The organism is Pseudoalteromonas sp. 23_GOM-1509m, from assembly GCF_000518425.1.
GTDB lineage: Bacteria > Pseudomonadota > Gammaproteobacteria > Enterobacterales > Alteromonadaceae > Pseudoalteromonas > Pseudoalteromonas tetraodonis.
Window position 1 is genome coordinate 381491 of record NZ_KI912432.1, and the last position, 18205, is coordinate 399695.

The 18205-nt window shown below is 41.3% G+C and carries 16 protein-coding genes; 5 read left to right on the top strand and 11 right to left on the bottom strand.

What is annotated here, in order from left to right; genetic code table 11:
- Window positions 1-34 precede the first annotated feature (34 nt).
- The 5 genes from N523_RS0112320 to N523_RS0112345 form a co-directional block, all read right to left on the bottom strand.
- Complete coding sequence (locus N523_RS0112320; protein WP_028835201.1) at window positions 35-1759, bottom strand: proline--tRNA ligase; 1725 nt, start codon at window positions 1757-1759, stop codon at window positions 35-37.
- A 129-nt stretch (window positions 1760-1888) separates the two neighbouring features.
- Complete coding sequence (gene tsaA / locus N523_RS0112325; RefSeq protein ID WP_028835202.1) at window positions 1889-2593, bottom strand: tRNA (N6-threonylcarbamoyladenosine(37)-N6)-methyltransferase TrmO; 705 nt, start codon at window positions 2591-2593, stop codon at window positions 1889-1891.
- Window positions 2594-2765: 172 nt separating this feature from the next.
- On the bottom strand, window positions 2766-3335 hold the full coding sequence (locus tag N523_RS0112330) for an outer membrane beta-barrel protein (RefSeq protein ID WP_013464990.1): 570 nt from the start codon (window positions 3333-3335) through the stop codon (window positions 2766-2768).
- 250 nt (window positions 3336-3585) lie between these two features.
- A complete protein-coding gene (locus N523_RS0112340) occupies window positions 3586-4050 on the bottom strand; it encodes an acyl-CoA thioesterase (protein WP_024602547.1) in 465 nt (154 codons plus the stop codon).
- A gap of 101 nt (window positions 4051-4151) precedes the next feature.
- Window positions 4152-5798: an electron transfer flavoprotein-ubiquinone oxidoreductase gene (locus N523_RS0112345; RefSeq protein ID WP_028835203.1), complete on the bottom strand. Its 1647-nt coding sequence runs from the start codon at window positions 5796-5798 to the stop codon at window positions 4152-4154.
- Window positions 5799-6017: 219 nt separating this feature from the next.
- Here N523_RS0112345 and N523_RS0112350 point away from each other — a divergent pair, with 219 nt between their 5' ends.
- The 3 genes from N523_RS0112350 (at window position 6018) to N523_RS0112360 (ending at window position 8961) form a co-directional block, all read left to right on the top strand.
- Complete coding sequence (locus N523_RS0112350; protein ID WP_013464986.1) at window positions 6018-6767, top strand: electron transfer flavoprotein subunit beta/FixA family protein; 750 nt, start codon at window positions 6018-6020, stop codon at window positions 6765-6767.
- The gene (locus tag N523_RS0112355; protein WP_028835204.1) at window positions 6768-7694 is read left to right on the top strand and encodes an electron transfer flavoprotein subunit alpha/FixB family protein; all 927 of its coding nucleotides are present in this window, start codon (window positions 6768-6770) and stop codon (window positions 7692-7694) included.
- A 187-nt stretch (window positions 7695-7881) separates the two neighbouring features.
- Complete coding sequence (locus tag N523_RS0112360; protein ID WP_028835205.1) at window positions 7882-8961, top strand: acyltransferase family protein; 1080 nt, start codon at window positions 7882-7884, stop codon at window positions 8959-8961.
- 62 nt (window positions 8962-9023) lie between these two features.
- Here N523_RS0112360 and asnS read toward each other — a convergent pair whose 3' ends face one another.
- Window positions 9024-10421 carry an asparagine--tRNA ligase gene (asnS, locus tag N523_RS0112365; protein WP_013464983.1) on the bottom strand — a complete coding sequence of 466 codons (1398 nt, stop codon included), beginning with the start codon at window positions 10419-10421 and terminating at the stop codon, window positions 9024-9026.
- Between the two features lie 291 nt (window positions 10422-10712).
- Here asnS and N523_RS0112375 point away from each other — a divergent pair, with 291 nt between their 5' ends.
- On the top strand, window positions 10713-11147 hold the full coding sequence (locus tag N523_RS0112375) for an AAA family ATPase (RefSeq protein ID WP_013464982.1): 435 nt from the start codon (window positions 10713-10715) through the stop codon (window positions 11145-11147).
- Between the two features lie 57 nt (window positions 11148-11204).
- Here the strand turns inward: N523_RS0112375 and N523_RS0112380 are convergent, their stop codons facing one another.
- The 5 genes from N523_RS0112380 to bioA all read right to left on the bottom strand — a co-directional run bounded on the left by N523_RS0112380 (window position 11205) and on the right by bioA (window position 17069).
- Complete coding sequence (locus N523_RS0112380; protein WP_028835206.1) at window positions 11205-12215, bottom strand: ABC transporter ATP-binding protein; 1011 nt, start codon at window positions 12213-12215, stop codon at window positions 11205-11207.
- Window positions 12216-12228: 13 nt separating this feature from the next.
- Window positions 12229-13728, bottom strand: a complete 1500-nt coding sequence (locus N523_RS0112385; RefSeq protein WP_013464979.1) for an ABC transporter permease — start codon at window positions 13726-13728, stop codon at window positions 12229-12231.
- Window positions 13728-14774 carry an extracellular solute-binding protein gene (locus N523_RS0112390; RefSeq protein ID WP_028835207.1) on the bottom strand — a complete coding sequence of 349 codons (1047 nt, stop codon included), beginning with the start codon at window positions 14772-14774 and terminating at the stop codon, window positions 13728-13730. Before N523_RS0112390 ends, N523_RS0112385 begins: the two co-directional genes overlap by 1 nt.
- Window positions 14775-15587 (bottom strand): hypothetical protein, encoded by an 813-nt coding sequence (locus N523_RS0112395; RefSeq protein ID WP_028835208.1) that lies wholly within the window; start codon window positions 15585-15587, stop codon window positions 14775-14777.
- A gap of 180 nt (window positions 15588-15767) precedes the next feature.
- A complete protein-coding gene (gene bioA / locus N523_RS0112400; RefSeq protein WP_028835209.1) occupies window positions 15768-17069 on the bottom strand; it encodes an adenosylmethionine--8-amino-7-oxononanoate transaminase in 1302 nt (433 codons plus the stop codon).
- A gap of 95 nt (window positions 17070-17164) precedes the next feature.
- Here bioA and bioB point away from each other — a divergent pair, with 95 nt between their 5' ends.
- Window positions 17165-18205, top strand: a complete 1041-nt coding sequence (gene bioB, locus N523_RS0112405; protein ID WP_028835210.1) for a biotin synthase BioB — start codon at window positions 17165-17167, stop codon at window positions 18203-18205.

An 18205-nucleotide genomic window follows, 5' to 3' on the forward strand; every position in this document is an offset into this window, starting at 1 on the left:
AAATCATACAGCGGTTTTTTAATTAATTTTAAGCTTATGCATTAAATTGATTTTTGATTGTTTCAATTGCGCTATCAATATCTATCATTAGCTTTTCACCAGTGCGGCGGTTTTTAAGTTCTACCTTGTTTTCATCAAGGTTACGCTCACCAATTACAAGCGTGTAAGGTACACCGAGTAATTCCATGTCGTTAAACATAACACCAGGGCGCTCTTTACGGTCATCAAATAGCACATCTAAACCTGCATCTTTCAAACCTTGATATAGATTATTAGCAATATCAGGGATACGATGCGATTTATGCATATTCATTGGCACAATTGCTAAATCGAAAGGGGCGATGGCTTTAGGCCAGGTAATACCGTATTGGTCGTTATTTTGCTCAATAGCTGCAGCAACAACACGCGATACACCAATACCATAACACCCCATAGTCATTGTTTGGTTTTTACCCGATTCGCTTAATACACCTGCTTTCATTGCTTCTGAGTACTTAGTACCTAGTTGGAAAATATGACCAACTTCAATACCGCGCTTAATTTGCAACGTGCCTTGACCACACGGGCTAGGATCGCCCTCAACAATATTACGGATATCAGCAACTTCGTAGTCTGTTACGTCGCGATCCCAGTTAATACCACTAAAGTGCTCATCGTCTTTGTTGGCACCAGCTACAAAATCAGCCATTACATTCGCTGTTCTATCAACAATAATTGGCATGTTTAAGCCAACAGGGCCTAAAGAACCCGGTTTTGCGCCAATGGCAGCCACAATATCTGCCTCGGTTGCCATTTCTAATGGTGCAGCAACCAGTGGGTGTTTTTCAGCTTTAAGTTCATTAAGCTCGTGATCGCCACGCAGTACTAGTGCAACTAAGCCACGTTTTCCGTCTTCATCAGGGGCGCCATAAACAATCAGTGTTTTAACACCGCGATGTGGTTTTACACCATAGTGTTTTTTCAGCTCATTAATTGTTTTAGCATCAGGCGTTGGGAATGCTTTTAGCTCTTTGCTTGCTTCAGGGCGCGATTCAGTTGGCGCTAGCGCTTCAGCTTTTTCAATATTAGCGGCGTAGTCACTAGCATCACTAAAGGCAATAGCGTCTTCGCCAGATTCAGCAAGTACGTGAAACTCATGCGATACACTACCGCCTATAGAGCCGGTATCAGCAATAACAGGGCGGAAATCAAGGCCTAAACGTTCAAAAATATTACAGTAGGCTTTGTGCATAACTTGATAAGTTGCATCTAAACATTCATCGGTTAAATGGAATGAGTAGGCATCTTTCATAGTAAATTCACGAGCACGCATAACACCAAAGCGCGGACGACGTTCGTCACGTACTTTAGTTTGTACTTGGTACAAAGTAATAGGCAGTTGCTTGTAGCTGTTAATTTCTTTGCGGACAAAATCGGTGATCACTTCTTCATGGGTAGGACCCATAGCAAATTCACGATTGTGACGATCGGTAAAGCGCATAAGCTCAGGACCAAACTCACTCCAGCGGCCCGATTCTTCCCATAAGTAAGCCGGTTGAATTACTGGCATGAGCATTTCAATTGCGCCTGCTTTATCCATTTCTTCGCGTACAATGTTTTCTACTTTTCTAAGCACACGTAAACCAGAGGGTAGCCAAGTGTATAAACCCGAAGCGACGCGACGGATCATTCCGGCTCTAAGCATTAATTGATGCGATACAATTTCCGCATCTGATGGCGTTTCTTTAAGTGTAGCGAGTATATATTGACTAGTACGCATGTTTTTTCCGAAATAGAGTAATATGTTCTTTTAATTAAGGCGCTCAGTTTACCAGCGGATGCATTGACACTAAAGCGCTAAGTGATTTTTTATCGCATTTTATAGCCATAGCAGGGTTTTAAAGTTAGTTTAACTGGGCTCTATATGAGAAACCAGATGATGAGAGTCAGTCACTTGCCAGGTAATGTTGTATTCATACAAATTCATACCATAACTTTGCATGCCTTGTTTTTGCTTTTTATACGCTGGGCGAGGGTCTTGTTTTAGTACATTACTAATAAACGCTTGTAGCTCAGGATAGTGGCTTTGTTTATTTATAAATTCCAAAGCTTGCTCACTAAATTCAACACTCATGTGAGTTTCTGGGCGCGTGTCGGCAAAGCCTGCACTGGCATCAGGTAAAGCGTCTGAATAGGGCAAATAAGGCTTAATATCAACAATAGGTGTACCATCAAGTAAATCAATACCGGCGAGCAATAACGCTAACTGCCCATTTTTGTATTCAATTCCCTCTAACTTAACAGCACTCATCCCTATAGCGTTAGGTCTGAATGTAGCGCGTGTGGCAAAAACGCCTTTACGTTCATTGCCACCAAGGCGCGGCGGGCGCACCATTGCTGAATAGCCTTTATCTGCGGTTTCATGAAAACGAAATAATAGCCAAATATGGCTAAATTCATCTAAACCACGAACAAATTCTTCACGATTAAAATCTGGAGCAAAAATAAGTTTAGCTTTTGCTTCTGGCACTAATCGAGGTTGTCTAGGAATGGCAAACTTTTGTTTATACGGTGATTGAATATGGCCAATAGCCGAAATCTGATAATCGCTCATAATGCTCGCTAACAAATAAAATAGGGGGGTATTCTACCTGTAATTACCATTGGTGGCATTAGCTTAATATAATCAGCATAAAGAGAGTTTAGACTGATTGGTTTAAATGTGGAATAAAAAAGGGCAAGGCTAAACCTAGCCTTACCCTTACATTGCAACTATTGAGTTGTTATTAAAACATATATTGGAAAGATACTGACGCAACGTCCATTTCTGGATCAATATCATCATCTAATTCGTAACGCTCATACTCTAAACGCACTTGCATATTGGTTGTGAAAGCATATTCAATACCTGCACCATAAAATACGTCACCACCGTCTTGTGATACGCTAACGCTGCCCACTGGTAGTTCTTGAGTTAAATCAGCATCCCATTCAAACCAACCGCCTTTTGCATATACAGAAAAATCTTCAGTGATTGGCGCTGCAAAACGCGCTGCCAGTGATACCCCATCAATTTCTGCTTTACTGTCTATGTCACTCACTTCATCAAAATTTTGATAGGCAAGTTCAAGGCTTAAATGTTCATTAAATTGAGTACCGATATAACCTTTTAACATTTGCGCGTCGTCATCGAAATCGGTGTCGTTTTCGCTATCTTCAAACTGAAATGAATATTGGCCGTAACCAATACCCGTATAAATACGTGGAGAGTCCATGTCGGTAACATCAGCCTGTGCTGCTGAATTAAAACCCAGTGTTGCTAAAGCAAGTGCAGAAAGAGAAAGTGTTTTAATCATTGTATAGCTCCTTTAAAAAATAAAATCTAATGTTCGATAGATTCATCAAACGTCGATTTACTAATTGCAGTGAACATGCCAATAATTTTTTTGTTTAATATTTGCTCTTAAAGTGTATTTATTGAACTTTTTTGGTGGTTTAAGTACGCAAAACATCCAGCTGTTAAGCGTACTGTTAATTTGTAAAAAAATAAAAATTGTAGAATTTACAGCTTGTTGTAGTTTATACATACCTGCAAAAGGTACTTAATTAAACTTGATAAAGTAAGTTTTCTGTTTCTATCGCTATTTGTTTCATTTTAATAGCGTAATTTTCTAGCTTTTTATCTTCGTCAGTAACAGATGTGAATTCAGGCACGGCAACAGGGTAACCAGTCTCATCCATAGCAACAAAACTTATAACACAATGATTAGTTTCAACTAAGTTTTGGGTTTTAGGATCGCCACAGCGTACTTGTATGAAAATTTGCATACTGGTTTTACCGGTGTGTGCAATTTTGGCTTCCACTTCAACAATTTGGCCAACCAAAATAGGACGGCTAAACTTAACGCCCGCAACCGATACGGTTACGCAGTAATGACCGCTCCAACCTGCAGCACAGGCATAGCCTGCTTGGTCAATCCACTTCATGACCACACCACCATGCACCTTACCACCAAAATTTACATCGGTAGGCTCTGCTAAAAAACGAAAAATTACACTCGACGACGCCATAACACACTCTCATTTATTCATATTACTTAACAGCATAGCGCAAAAAAGGGGCCGAAGCCCCTGCAATTTAGGATAAGTTTATAATTTCTTTAGAAAGGTTGTTACATATTGGGGTAGTTAGGACCGCCAGCACCTTCAGGGGTGACCCAGGTGATATTTTGGCTCGGATCTTTAATATCACAGGTTTTACAATGCACACAGTTTTGTGCATTGATCACAAAGACTTGCTCGCCTTCGACTTCTTGTACTTCATAAACGCCGGCAGGGCAGTATCGCTGTGCAGGTTCATCAAATTTAACTAAATTTACCTTAATCGGAATTGATGCATCTTTGAGTTTTAAATGACACGGCTGTGATTCTTCATGATTAGTGTTTGATAAAAATACCGAAGAAAGCTTATCAAAGCTGAGTTTGCCATCAGGCTTCGGATAGGCAATCTTTTCAGCTTGATCAGCGTCTTTTAAAGTGGCGTGATCGGGTACGTTATCTTTAAAACTAAACGGTAGTGCACCCTTAAATATGTTTTGATCAAGGGTGTTGTATGCACCGCCTGCAAATTTACCTAATGTATGCATTGCAGGGCCAAAGTTACGAGATTGATACAGCTCTTTATACGCCCATGATTTTTTAAACTCAGCAGTGTACTGGGTTAAATCCGTGTTAGCTAAATTGTTTTGTAGCGCATTAAAAATGACCTCAGCGGCTATCATGCCTGACTTCATAGCCGTATGATTACCTTTAATTTTTGCAAAATTAAGCGTGCCTGCATCACAGCCCACTAACAAGCCACCCGGGAAATGCATTTTAGGCAAAGAGTGTAAACCGCCTTTGGCAATGGCGCGCGCACCATAAGCAATACGCTCACCCCCTTCGAGGGTGTTTTTAAATACCGGGTGGTGTTTTAAGCGCTGAAACTCATCAAATGGGCTTAAATGTGGATTTGAATAATTTAAATCAACAATTAAACCAACCACCACTTGGTTGTTTTCGCTATGATACATAAAAGCACCACCGCCAGTATCGCCACTCAATGGCCAACCGGTTCCGTGAACTACTTTACCAAGCTGGTGTTTAGATTCATCCACTTGCCAAATTTCTTTAAAGCCTAAACCGTAATGCTGTGGCGAGCTTTCATCGTCTAAAGCAAACTGATTGATCAGTTGCTTACCTAAATGGCCGCGACAGCCCTCAGCAAATACCGTGTATTTAGCACGTAACTCCATACCCGGCATGTAACCGTCTTTTTCGTCGCCGTTTTTATCCAGCCCCATATCACCGGTGATAATGCCTTTAACAACATCATCTTCAATAATAAGTGAATGAGCACTAAAGCCTGGAAAAATTTCAACGCCTAAGCTTTCTGCTTGTTCAGCAAGCCAACGACATACATTCCCCATCGAAACAATGTAGTTACCGTTATTATGAAATGTGTTTGGGGTTGCAAAATGAGGAATAGAGGTTGCTTTTTGTTCGTTATTAAACCAATAAATTTCATCGCTTTGGACTTTAGTCGTAACAGGCGCGCCCAATTCTTGCCAGTTTGGCAGTAGCTCATCCAATGCTTTGGTTTCAAAAACAGCACCCGATAATACATGCGCGCCCACTTCAGAGCCTTTTTCAACCACACAAATCATACACTCTTGTTGTTTTTCTTGTGCTTGCTGCGCGAGTTTAATTGCTGTTGAAAGCCCAGCAGGGCCTGCCCCTACAACAACAACATCAAATTCCATGGTTTCGCGTTCAATCATAATAACCTCTTTATCTATGACGGACTCACTCTTGCCCTATAGGCAAAAAGTAAGCTAAGCAACCTGTTATTTTGTGATGCAAATTAAACGTTACAGGTTGTGAATAGTTTAAGGTTATTTCAGGTTGACGTTTACGTCAACAGGAAGTAGTCTGATTTCATAAAATAAATAGGTTGACGTATACGTTAGCTTATAGGTTTAAATAATTATGGAGTCCCTATGAAAGTTCTCGTACCAATAAAAAGAGTGATTGATTACAACGTAAAAGCTCGCGTTAAACCTGATAACAGCGGTGTTGATTTAACAAACGTAAAAATGGCAATGAACCCATTTTGTGAAATTGCGGTAGAAGAAGCGATTCGTTTAAAAGAAGCAGGTACTGCAAGCGAAGTGGTTGTTGTGACTATTGGCGCTAAAGCATCACAAGAGCAATTACGCACAGCACTTGCCCTTGGCGCTGATAAAGCGATTCATGTTGAAACCGAGCAAAACCTAGAATCTCTCCATATTGCAAAGTTACTTGCGAAAGTGGTTGAGCAAGAATCTCCTGAGCTGGTTATTTTAGGCAAGCAATCTATCGATTCTGATAATAATCAAACAGGCCAAATGCTCGCTGCATTAACTAATCGCGGCCAAGGTACATTTGCTTCAAAAGTCGTTATTGAAAATGGCAAAGTGAATGTAACCCGCGAAGTTGATGGCGGTTTGCAAACTGTTGCACTTAATTTACCAGCAATAGTCACCACCGATTTACGTTTAAACGAGCCTCGTTATGCGTCGCTACCTAATATTATGAAAGCTAAACGTAAACCGCTAGAAGTTATTGCGGCTGATTCGTTAGGTGTCGATTTAACACCGCGTATTGAAGTCGTTCGTGTAGAAGAACCAGCAAAACGCAGCGGCGGCATTATTGTTGAAGACGTTGCACAGCTTGTAGAAAAACTTAAAACAGAGGCAAAGGTGATTTAAATGAAAACTCTTGTAATTGCAGAGCACGATAACGGTGCCTTAAAACCAGAAACCTCAAAAACCATTAACGCCGCTAAAAAATTAGGCTTTGATGTCGATGTATTGTTAGCTGGCATAAACTTAGGTGCCATGAGTGAGTCACTTGCGAGCATCGAGGGTGTTACAAATGTATTACTTGCAGATAACGCGGTGTACGAACATCAACTTGCTGAAAGCATGACAGATCTAGTGTTATCACTTGCAGATGAGTATAGCCATATCGTGGCAAGTGCCACAACGACAGGTAAAAACTTTATGCCGCGTGTTGCCGCATTATTAGATGTTGCACAAATTTCAGAAATTATTGATGTTATTGACGCAGACACGTTTAAACGCCCAATCTATGCGGGAAATGCCATAGCAACGGTTAAATCACTCGATAGTAAAAAAGTAATCACAGTGCGTGCAAGTAGCTTTGATTTACAAGGCGAACAAGCGCCAGCTAATGTCACAACCTTAGATACGGTCTCTGATTCACAGTTAAGTAGCTTTGTTAGTGTTGAGCAAACCGAATCTGAACGCCCAGAGCTCACTGCAGCTGATGTGGTTATTTCAGGTGGTCGAGGCATGCAAAATGGTGAAAACTTTGCACTTCTTAATGGTATTGCCGATAAGCTGGGGGCTGCAATTGGCGCTTCACGTGCAGCGGTTGACGCAGGCTTTGTCCCTAACGATATGCAAGTAGGGCAAACAGGTAAAATTGTTGCGCCTAATTTATATATTGCCGTAGGTATAAGTGGTGCCATTCAGCATTTAGCAGGCATGAAAGACTCAAAAATTATTGTGGCCATAAATAAAGACCCAGATGCGCCTATTTTCCAAGTGGCTGATTACGGTTTAGTTGCTGATTTATTTGATGTATTACCCGAGCTTGAGCAGGCTTTATAAAGTTAAATAATCACAGCATTATATAAAGTTAAATATTCTGATTTAAAGCCGCCGTTTCATTACTGATTCTGCGGCTTTTTTAATTCAATAACGCTACTTATCTAAATTACTTGCGCTTGGCTTTTTTTTATAACAAAGTGACAGCGTTGTCATTTGTAGTCATACAAATTATTAAATAGGAGCCAAAATGACAAGGTATAAAGCGCTTGATGCTATGCGGGGGTTAACCATCGCATTAATGATACTGGTAAATACACCGGGTTCGTGGTCCCACGTGTATGCCCCTTTACTTCATGCCGATTGGCATGGGTGTACACCAACGGATGTAATTTTTCCGTTTTTCATGTTTATTATTGGCTCTGCGATGTTTTTTTCATTTAAAAAAACCAACAGCACAGCTAATGCAAGCCAAGTGTTACGGCTGATAAAACGAGGAGCAATTATTTTTGCTATTGGCTTAGCGTTAAATATTTATCCCTTTACCACGAGCATTGAAAACTTAAGAATACTGGGCGTATTACAGCGAATAGGCATTGCCTATATTTTAGCGTCTATCTGTGTATTGTTACTCAACAGGCGAGGGGTGATCAGCTTATCGGTTGTTATTTTAATTGCATATTGGTTACTGCTTTTAAGTGTTGGTCCTAATAATGCGCATACACTAGAGAATAACCTAGTTAGAACGGTTGATATAGCGGTATTAGGTGAATCGCATTTGTGGCAAGGTAAAGGATTAGCGTTTGATCCAGAAGGGCTTTTGAGCACCTTACCTAGTGTAGTAAGTGTTTTATTTGGCTTTGAGGTTACCCGCTTACTTACCAGCTCTAGCAGTCAATGGACAAGTATTAAACGTTTGTTGGTCATTGGGGTTGTTGGTATCGCTTTAGGGCAATTAGGCTCGCTGATTATGCCAATTAATAAATCGCTTTGGACCAGTACTTTTGTTATTTACACCTCAGGGATTGCCTGTATTGTACTGGCCTTTTTTGTGTGGCTTTGCGACATAGTAAAACCCGAACGTATTGTTAATCCATTAATTGTATATGGCTCGAATCCGTTGTTTATTTATGTGTTATCGGGTGTGTGGGTACTGAGCTATTCACTGGTTAATATTGGCGAGCTAAACTTGGGGGATTGGATGTATGATCAACTCGCTTTAGTTATGAGTGCTAAATTGGCATCGTTCACCTTTGCTTTATTACATGTTATTGGCTTTTGGTTAATTTCAAATATGCTTTATAAACGCAAGATATTTATAAAGATTTAGATAAAGACAATAAAAAACCAACCCGTAGGTTGGTTTTTTTATTTAACGTTACAAAGCGTGGCTTAGTACGTTGCGCTGCCTTTAGTACGAGGGAATGCAATTACATCACGTACGTTACCCATACCGGTAACATAAGCAACTAAGCGCTCAAACCCTAAACCAAAGCCAGAGTGTGGCACGCTACCGTATTTACGTAGGTCGCGGTACCAGCTGTAGTCTTCTTTATTTAAGCCCATTTCGTCAAGGCGTGCATCTAATACATCAAGACGCTCTTCACGTTGTGAACCACCAATGATCTCACCAATGCCAGGTGCTACTACGTCCATAGCCGCAACAGTTTTGCCGTCTTCGTTTTGACGCATGTAAAATGCTTTAATATCGCGCGGGTAGTTTTTAATAACAACCGGTGCTTTAAAGTGTTCTTCTGCTAGGTAACGCTCGTGCTCAGACTGTAAATCTACACCCCATTCAACAGCGTACTCAAATTTCTTGCCACACGCTTTTAGAATCTCTACAGCGTCTGTGTAATCAACTTGTGCGAAGTCTTTTTCAACAAATTCTTCTAAACGGCTAATCGCTGTTTTTTCGATACGTTGAGCAAAAAACTCCATGTCGTCACGGCGTTCTTCAAGTACGGCTTTAAACACGTACTTAAGCATGTTTTCAGCCAATTTTGCGATATCTTCTAAATCAGCAAACGCAACTTCTGGCTCTACCATCCAAAATTCAGCTAAGTGGCGAGATGTATTTGAATTCTCTGCACGGAACGTAGGACCAAAGGTGTAAATTTTTGACATAGCTGATGCATATGTTTCACCGTTTAGCTGGCCAGATACCGTTAGGAATGCTTCTTTACCAAAAAAGTCTTCGCTGTAATCAATCTCGCCTTTATCTGTCATTGGCAGGTTTTGCATATCAAGGGTTGATACGCGGAACATTTCACCCGCACCTTCACAGTCACTGGCTGTGATGATTGGTGTACTGATCCAGTAAAAGCCTTGCTCATGATAAAAACGATGAATCGCTTGTGCTAAGCAGTTACGTACACGCGTTACTGCGCCAATCATGTTGGTGCGCGGGCGAAGGTGAGCGTGCTCACGTAAATACTCAATGCTGTGGCGCTTAGCCGACATTGGGTAAGTATCTGGATTTTCAACCCAACCTAACACAGTCACTGAGTTAGCTTGAATTTCGAAAGATTGCCCTTGTCCTGCTGATTGTACTAATACACCGGTAACCGACACAGAACAGCCTGCTGTTAAGCTTGTAACTTCATCATAATTATTCAGTGAATTAGGAACTACCGCTTGAATAGGATCAAAACACGAACCGTCATGAACGGCTAAAAATGATATTCCTGCTTTTGAATCGCGGCGTGTACGGATCCAGCCTTTAATGGTTACTTGGCTGTCTACCGCAACATTGCCTTTTAATAGCTCTGAAATCGCTAAATGGCTCATCTTCACTCCAATGATATAAGTTGCCTAACTATATAAATTAATTGTGCGTTACTCATGCATTTATGTATGTAAGGTCACTGCACTTGAACCTTGTATAATACCTAGTAAAGTAAAATAAAAAAACTGTTGTGGGCAACTCTTTAAAAGTTTTTAGTCATGCGCGGTTTTTTTAACCAGTTTTTAGTGTTAAATGGCCACTATTACCATTTGTTACTCTGAAAATTCATCAATTTGTGGCATTATTAGTAAACAAACCAAATTTACGTTTACCATTAATAAAAAATGGATGCTATGAAACAAGTTTTTATTTTACGAGGACTGCCAGGCAGTGGTAAGTCATATTATGCGCAAAATCTCGCTGACGAATTATCGGGCGCAGATGAAAGCAATTATTTTATTTGCTCAACAGATGATTACTTTGTAAACGAGCAGGGTGAATATCATTTCGATAAGTTTAAATTATCGCAATATCATAACCTAAACCTAGCACGTTTTATTAACGCGTTAGCACAAGGTATTGAACTGGTTATTGTTGATAACACTAACATTAAAAAGTGGGAATTCATTGCCTATTCGCAAGCAGCGATAGCTTTAGGGTATCAAGTAAAAGAAGTGATTGTTGGTGAAGTAAAAGACAAATCAATGCAGCACTTATATGCCAAGCGCAACAGCCATAACATACCGCTTAAAACCATTAGTAAAATGGCCTACATGTTTGAGTGGTAATTATAAGAAAAGCCCAAAATTAGGGCTTTTGCATAAAACTACTCGTGTTATTACGCGCTAGCTTTTAAATGCCGCTAGGGGATGAGATGTACTGAGCGAAACATGTACCTTGTCACCTGGGTGTACAACCACCTCATGGCTTACTCGGCTAGTTACCACGGTTTCGCATGCAAGTTTAACCGCGCATAAACGGCTACCGCCTTCAAAGCGTACCCAAATTACTTCACCATTATTACCAATACTGCTTTGTACTAATAATACATCATCTGGACGAAGTAAAACTTCTACCTCACCAGTGTCACAATCAACGCCGTTTGCAGGTATATTACCAATATCGGTAAGCGCTTGGCCGTTATTTAGGGTTCCTTTTATAAAGCTGGCTTCACCTAAAAAGCGGGCCACAAAGCGGTTGTTTGGGGTACTAAAACACTGCTCTGGGGTGTCAATTTGTTGTATTTTACCGCCTTTTAAAACACCCACACGATCGCCCACCGAAAGCGCTTCTTCTTGATCGTGCGTTACCCAAATTGCCGGTACACCAGCTTCTTTTAATGCGTTGCGTATATCCCAACGCAACATATCTTTTAAGGCAGCATCAAGGTTAGATAACGGCTCATCAAGTAAGACAAAGTCAGGTTGGTGGGCAAGGGTACGCGCTAATGCTACGCGTTGCTTTTGCCCGCCTGACAGTGTGGCTGGTTTTTTATGCCTAAATGCATCTAAACCAAGAAGTTTTAGCCAGTGATCGGCAGGGCTGCTGTCTTTAAGTTTAAAACATACGTTTTGTTCAACTGTTAAATGAGGGAACAACGCAAAGTCTTGAAACACCATACCTACGCTGCGTTTTTCAGGCGCCACAGTATGCTTTGGTGTCGCTGTCCATTTAGCGACTTTAATTTCACCCTCGCTAATCGGTAAAAGCCCCGCTAACGCTTGTAAAATAGTACTTTTTCCGCAACCTGTTGGACCAACAAGCATTAATATTTCGCTTTCACCTAAGGTGAAATTTAAATCGCTAACAACACGATTACTGCCATAATCTATAGACAACTGACTTACAGATAGCATTTTTTATAAATCCTTAATGTTCAAACTGGTTGCGTTTTTCGCCAGACATCATAATAGCTAAAGCACCCGCAGAAATCACCACCAACAATAAGCCAGGAATAGCAGCACGGCCAAAATAACCGGCTTCGTAAACACGCCATAAGTAGGTAGATAGCGTTTCAAAGCCAGTGGGGCCTAATAAAAGTGTGGCTTCTAATTCACGCATTGACTCTAAAAAGACCAAGGCGCCACCTGCAATAATACCACGCATAGTCAGGGGTAAAGTAATACGCGTAAAGGCTTCGCGCGGGCTTGCGCCTAAGACCCGCGCTGATTTTACCAAGCTTGGGTCAAGATGCTCGGTGCTGGTACGCACAGAACCTACCGCAAGTGGTAAAAAACGTAGCATATAAGCAATAATCAATAAGCCCAGCGTTTGATATAAAAAGGGTAGTTGTAAGCCGCCATACACAAGCGCTGTGCCCATCACAATACCCGGAATACCAAAACCAAAGTAAGTAACGCGTTCCATTACTTTACCGGCCTTACCACTTAAAGCCGCATGGGCAACCGGAATGGCAACAATAACCGTAACAATAGCGGCAATGGCTGAAGCGTAAGTTGAATGCCAGGCAATACTAAAATCAAACGAGCTAAAGCCATCACGCACTAACCACAAAGTAAATACTGCTAAAGGTAGGCCAATAGCGAGTAATAAAATAGGCGCAAAGGTGGCAAACATAGCGCCTAGTTGCCATTTTTTAGGGAATAAAATAAGCGAACGACCTTGACGCTCTGAGGCGGTTTTTATCTGTGATTCAATCATTAATAAAAAGCCAACAATCACCATCAGTTGCAGTGACAACATAGCCGCACGGCTTAAGGCAAAAGCATTGTATTCCACATAAATAACACGGGTAAACGTATCTAAGCGCATCATTGCGGGAGTACCAAAGTCAGATAAGGTATACAGCGCAACCAATAATGACCCTGCAGCAATGCCATTTATTACGCGGGGTAAAATAACTTTAAATACGCTTTGCGTCATCGACATACCCAGTGTGCGAGCAGCGTTGACCATACTGGCATCTAAACTAAGTAAAGACGAACGGGTAGTCATCATAACAAACGGAAAAGTATACAAGGTCATGACAATGGCGGCTCCCGTTAAGCCATACATAGAAGGGGTTTCAAAACCAAGTAAGTTGTTTATTTCACCGCCGGGACCAAATGCAGCATAAAGCGTAAAAGCGCCAATGTAACTGGGAATAGCAAGCGGGGCTGCAAACACCACCAGCCAAAACTTTTTAAACGGTAACTGCACATAGGCGCTAATGAATGCCAAGGGCACACCAATTAAAATTGAACCTAATACAGTTAATCCCATTAACGACAGGGTATTGCCTAAAATAGTTAAATTATGGCTATCAAAAAAAGAGCTTGCGTCAGAGGCAAGCGTAATTAAAACAAAAATAGGAGTCAGGGTCACTAGCGCTGCAAGCAGCGCCATTGGGTAAGATGTAGGTATTCGCATTATAAAACGCCGCTGCTGCGCATTAAATCTATAGTTGGGCGTAAATCAGCCAACTGGGTTAAATCAATTTTAGGTGGCGAAATACTGGTTAACTTAGGCAATCCATCGGGTTGAGTAATGCCATTAACCAAAGGGATTTCATAGGCTTCGCTTGCTAAATAACTTTGCACTTCAATGCTAAGTAAATAGCGCATAAAGTTGATTGCCAGTGGGTCTTCAGATAACGATAAAATACCTGAAGCGTTAACTAAACAGCCAGCATCATTTTGCGTAAAGGCTAAATCAAGTTTTGCATCTGGCTTACCTGATTTTAAGCGCAGCGTGTAGTAATGATTAGCAAAACCAATGTCTACTTCACCACGTTCAACGCCCATTACCACACCGAGTTCACCTGCGTAGGTTTTAGAACGTTTTTTAACTTTTTTGAGCCACTTAGCCGTTTTATCATCACCTTCTAAAAGTCGCATAGCAGTAATAAACGATTGAAAAGAAGCATAAGCAGGCGCCCAACCAATACTTAAATCACTGTCGGCAATGTCCATAATGCTCGTTGGAATTTGCTCTTTGGTTAAGCGATCGGTATTAAAGGGTAAAGTACGAATACGGCCAGTAACAGGTGCCCATTCATCGTATCTAAATTGTGGCTGTAATTGCGCTGATAAATCACTCGGCATGGGCTTGGCAAGGCCCGCATCGGTAACTAAACCAATTGCCCCAGAGTCGACTGCCCAAAATAAGTCGGCACGTTTTACCCCTGCATTTGCTTCGGCAACAATAGTGTTGGCAAGCGCTGCGGTAGGGCCGCGACGAATGACAAGGTCAAGATCTGGGTTCTTTTTTTGAATGGCTTGTAATACGTTTTCGTATAAGCCACCTTCACCACGGCCTAAATAAAGCGTCAATGCACCTTTTAATTTAGGCAATGTATCAACAGACACGGGGTTTGCAATAGCAATATCAGCGGCAAAAGCGCGTGAAAGCGATAGCGGTAAAACACCCGCTACCCCTAACGCAGCTAAGCCTTGAATAAAGGTTCTGCGTTTCACTTAAAATACATCCTTACGTGCTTTTTCTGCTTTTTCAATCAGCGTTTGAGCGCGGCTTAGTTTGGTTTGCATATCAACAACCACATCACGAACTTCATCAACACTTTTATTATTAGAAATTGCTTGTGGAAGTGTTACGTTAAAGTCTTTTTCTAGAACTTCTACTAACTTCGCGTCTTGTTCAATTAGTGTACCTTCAACACCTTCAAATAAATGTAGGTAAGTATCGTGCACTATGTTGGTGGCTTCATCGCTTAAACGTTCTGCATATTTAGCGACCACTCGGTCTAATTTATGTTTAATTTCGTCGATAGTCGCGCTTTGCGTCATTTCTTTGGTTGCTGTTGCTTTAACGCTATCTAATAACCCTTTTTGTTGAAACTTAGCCGCCAGTTTAACTGCGCCTAATCCTTGCCATAGGGCATTATTCATTGCTTGTTGTTGTTTGCGTACTTCTAGCGCTGGTTTTTTATTATCGATAGCCATTTTTATGCCATACAAACCTTGCCAAATAGAGGCATAGACAGGCACGTAATTAGTTTCTATTGCGCTGTGGAATTTAACTGACTCCCAGTACTCAACCAAATCATCACTATTGACAGCTTTTGCGCCTTTTTTCTCGTAATCGCTTACCATGGTATCGACTTTAGAGATCATCCATTCAACGTCTTCATTGTAAGTTTTTAAATTAGCTTGAAGGTGATTAACATGCTCACCAATAGGGCCATTAGCAAGTGCCGGTTGTGCAAAAATCGCAGAGGCGAGTAAAAAACTTGCACTTAATGTCTTGGCAGGCTTAAGTAATATTTTCATAGCAAGTGAGTCCATAAATGTTATTGTAAATGATAGGCATTATCATATCCCTAAAGATCACTCAGATCAACACACTAAATGACAGGTCAGGGCTAAAAATACCAATGTTTTGGGACGAATAGGCAGCAAACTAATTATTTGCATAAATTTTAACGTAACCCTTAATAATAGTTAACCTACCTATACGTAATGTTTACCTTTTATGGCGTTATAAATAGCATCACATAAAGCGCGAATACTGTTTTTGTCACTTATATACGGTGGCATTAGATAAATTAGCTTACCAAAGGGGCGTATCCATACTCCTTGAGATACAAAATAAGCCTGAATTTTAGCGACATCAATGCTACCAGCCTCTTCTGTTAGCTCTACTACGCCAATAGCTCCTAAAGTACGTACATTCGCCACGGCGCTGAGCGCTTGGCATTTATGCAGCTGCTGTAATTGAGTATTCATTTCGCTGATACGGTGTTGCCAGTTTTGGCTTAGTAATAAATCAATACTGGCGCAGGCAACAGCGCAGGCAAGGGGATTTCCCATAAATGTAGGTCCGTGCATCAAAACCCCAGCTTCTCCTTCGCTGATTCCTGTGGCTATTTTGTCGCTAGTTATGGTTGCCGAAAGGGTCATTGCGCCACCAGTCAGCGCTTTACCTATACACAGTATATCGGGCTCTATATTGGCATGCTCTACAGCAAACAATTTGCCGGTGCGGCCAAATCCGGTGGCAATTTCATCGCAAATAAGCAGCACATTATATTGAGTGCAGAGCTTACGCACACAGGCTAAATACTCAGGATGATAAAAATTCATCCCCCCGGCGTTTTGCACAATAGGTTCAATAATAAACGCGGCGACTTGCTGGTGGTGCTTTAAAAAATAGCTTTCGAGTTCATCGGCCTCAGCTTGATTAAACGCACTATTAAATTGGCTAATAGGGGCAGGCACAAAAATATGCTCAGGCAAAAAACCAGCGTACAAACTATGCATAGAATTAATAGGATCGCACACACTCATCGCTGCAAACGTATCGCCATGGTAGCCTTTAAACGGGGTCATTAATTTTTGTTTTGTTGTAACCCCTTGGCTTAACCAATATTGCAGCGCCATTTTTATAGCTACTTCCACACTTACTGAGCCACTGTCGGCTAAAAACACCTTTGTTAATCCCTCTGGCGTTATCGCTACCAGCTTTTTACAGAGCTCTACTGCTGGCTGGTGGGTTATGCCACCAAACATTACATGGCTCATTTTATCTATCTGGGCGTGCATCGTTTCATTTAAAACCGGATGGTTATAGCCGTGAATAGCACTCCACCATGAGGCCATACCGTCAATGAGTTGTTCGCCCGTTTCTAAGTGAATAAGGTTGTGACTTGCATGTGTAACGGGGTAAACCGGAATAGGTTGTGTCATTGAGGTGTAGGGGTGCCAAATGTGCTGACGATCAAAATCGAGGTCTATCGTTTGTTTTTTATTCATATGTAAACTTTAACTAAGTGAGCTTCGTTGACAATGGTACGGCAATACGTATTCTAAGCCAATAACACCAAGAGCAAAAAATAAAAGAGAGTATTATGGAGCTTGCAACAGTTCGACACGATTGGACCCACAGTGAGGTGAAAGCCTTATTTGAAATGCCATTTAACGATTTATTATTTAAAGCAGCCTCTGTGCATCGCGCTAATTTTAATCCAAACGAAGTACAAATTTCTACGTTGTTATCTATTAAAACCGGTGCCTGCCCAGAAGACTGTAAATATTGCCCGCAATCGGGTCATTACAAAACTGATTTAGAACGCGAGCGCCTAATAGAAGTGGAAAAAGTGGTAGAGCAAGCACGGTTAGCAAAACAAAAAGGCGCCACTCGTTTTTGTATGGGGGCTGCATGGTCAGATCCAAAAGACAGAGATATGCCATACATTTCGCAAATGGTAAAAGAAGTAAAAGCCCTTGGCCTTGAAACCTGTATGACTTTAGGCATGTTAAATAACGAAAAAGCCCATGCACTGCGCAGTGCAGGGCTTGATTTCTATAACCACAACCTCGACACTTCACCTGAATACTATGAGCAAATTATATCAACTCGTACCTTTCAAGACCGCCTTGATACTATAGGCAATGTGCGAGACGCTGGTATGAAAGTCTGCTCCGGCGGTATTGTCGGTATGGGTGAGCAAGCAAGCGACCGCTATGGCTTATTAATGCAGTTGGCTAATTTACCCCAGCAGCCCGAAAGCGTGCCAATTAATATGCTAGTAAAGGTAAAAGGGACACCGCTTGAAAACGTTGATGACTTAGATCAGTTTGAGTTTATTCGTACCATTGCCACAGCACGTATTATGATGCCCCATAGCTACGTACGTTTATCAGCAGGGCGCACAGCAATGAACGAACAAATGCAGTCAATGTGCTTTTTTGCCGGTGCTAACTCTATATTTTATGGTGATAAACTTCTTACTACCGAAAACCCAGAAGCCGATGCCGACATGCAATTAATTAAAAAGCTCGGGATGAACCCAGAAACAGCCGAAGACTATTCTGATGAAGCCGTTGCTGCGTCTTTGTCATCGCAAGTGGCTGATAAAGCAACCGCAGAGTTATTTTACGAAGCGTAA

Bases quoted from the DNA above. Each gene is read 5' to 3' on its own strand.
- N523_RS0112320 (WP_028835201.1), bottom strand. From the start codon at position 1,759: ATGCGTACTAGTCAATATATACTCGCTACACTTAAAGAAACGCCATCA.
- tsaA (WP_028835202.1), bottom strand. From the start codon at position 2,593: ATGAGCGATTATCAGATTTCGGCTATTGGCCATATTCAATCACCGTAT.
- N523_RS0112330 (WP_013464990.1), bottom strand. From the start codon at position 3,335: ATGATTAAAACACTTTCTCTTTCTGCACTTGCTTTAGCAACACTGGGT.
- N523_RS0112340 (WP_024602547.1), bottom strand. From the start codon at position 4,050: ATGGCGTCGTCGAGTGTAATTTTTCGTTTTTTAGCAGAGCCTACCGAT.
- N523_RS0112345 (WP_028835203.1), bottom strand. From the start codon at position 5,798: ATGATTGAACGCGAAACCATGGAATTTGATGTTGTTGTTGTAGGGGCA.
- N523_RS0112350 (WP_013464986.1), top strand. From the start codon at position 6,018: ATGAAAGTTCTCGTACCAATAAAAAGAGTGATTGATTACAACGTAAAA.
- N523_RS0112355 (WP_028835204.1), top strand. From the start codon at position 6,768: ATGAAAACTCTTGTAATTGCAGAGCACGATAACGGTGCCTTAAAACCA.
- N523_RS0112360 (WP_028835205.1), top strand. From the start codon at position 7,882: ATGACAAGGTATAAAGCGCTTGATGCTATGCGGGGGTTAACCATCGCA.
- asnS (WP_013464983.1), bottom strand. From the start codon at position 10,421: ATGAGCCATTTAGCGATTTCAGAGCTATTAAAAGGCAATGTTGCGGTA.
- N523_RS0112375 (WP_013464982.1), top strand. From the start codon at position 10,713: ATGAAACAAGTTTTTATTTTACGAGGACTGCCAGGCAGTGGTAAGTCA.
- N523_RS0112380 (WP_028835206.1), bottom strand. From the start codon at position 12,215: ATGCTATCTGTAAGTCAGTTGTCTATAGATTATGGCAGTAATCGTGTT.
- N523_RS0112385 (WP_013464979.1), bottom strand. From the start codon at position 13,728: ATGCGAATACCTACATCTTACCCAATGGCGCTGCTTGCAGCGCTAGTG.
- N523_RS0112395 (WP_028835208.1), bottom strand. From the start codon at position 15,587: ATGAAAATATTACTTAAGCCTGCCAAGACATTAAGTGCAAGTTTTTTA.
- bioA (WP_028835209.1), bottom strand. From the start codon at position 17,069: ATGAATAAAAAACAAACGATAGACCTCGATTTTGATCGTCAGCACATT.
- bioB (WP_028835210.1), top strand. From the start codon at position 17,165: ATGGAGCTTGCAACAGTTCGACACGATTGGACCCACAGTGAGGTGAAA.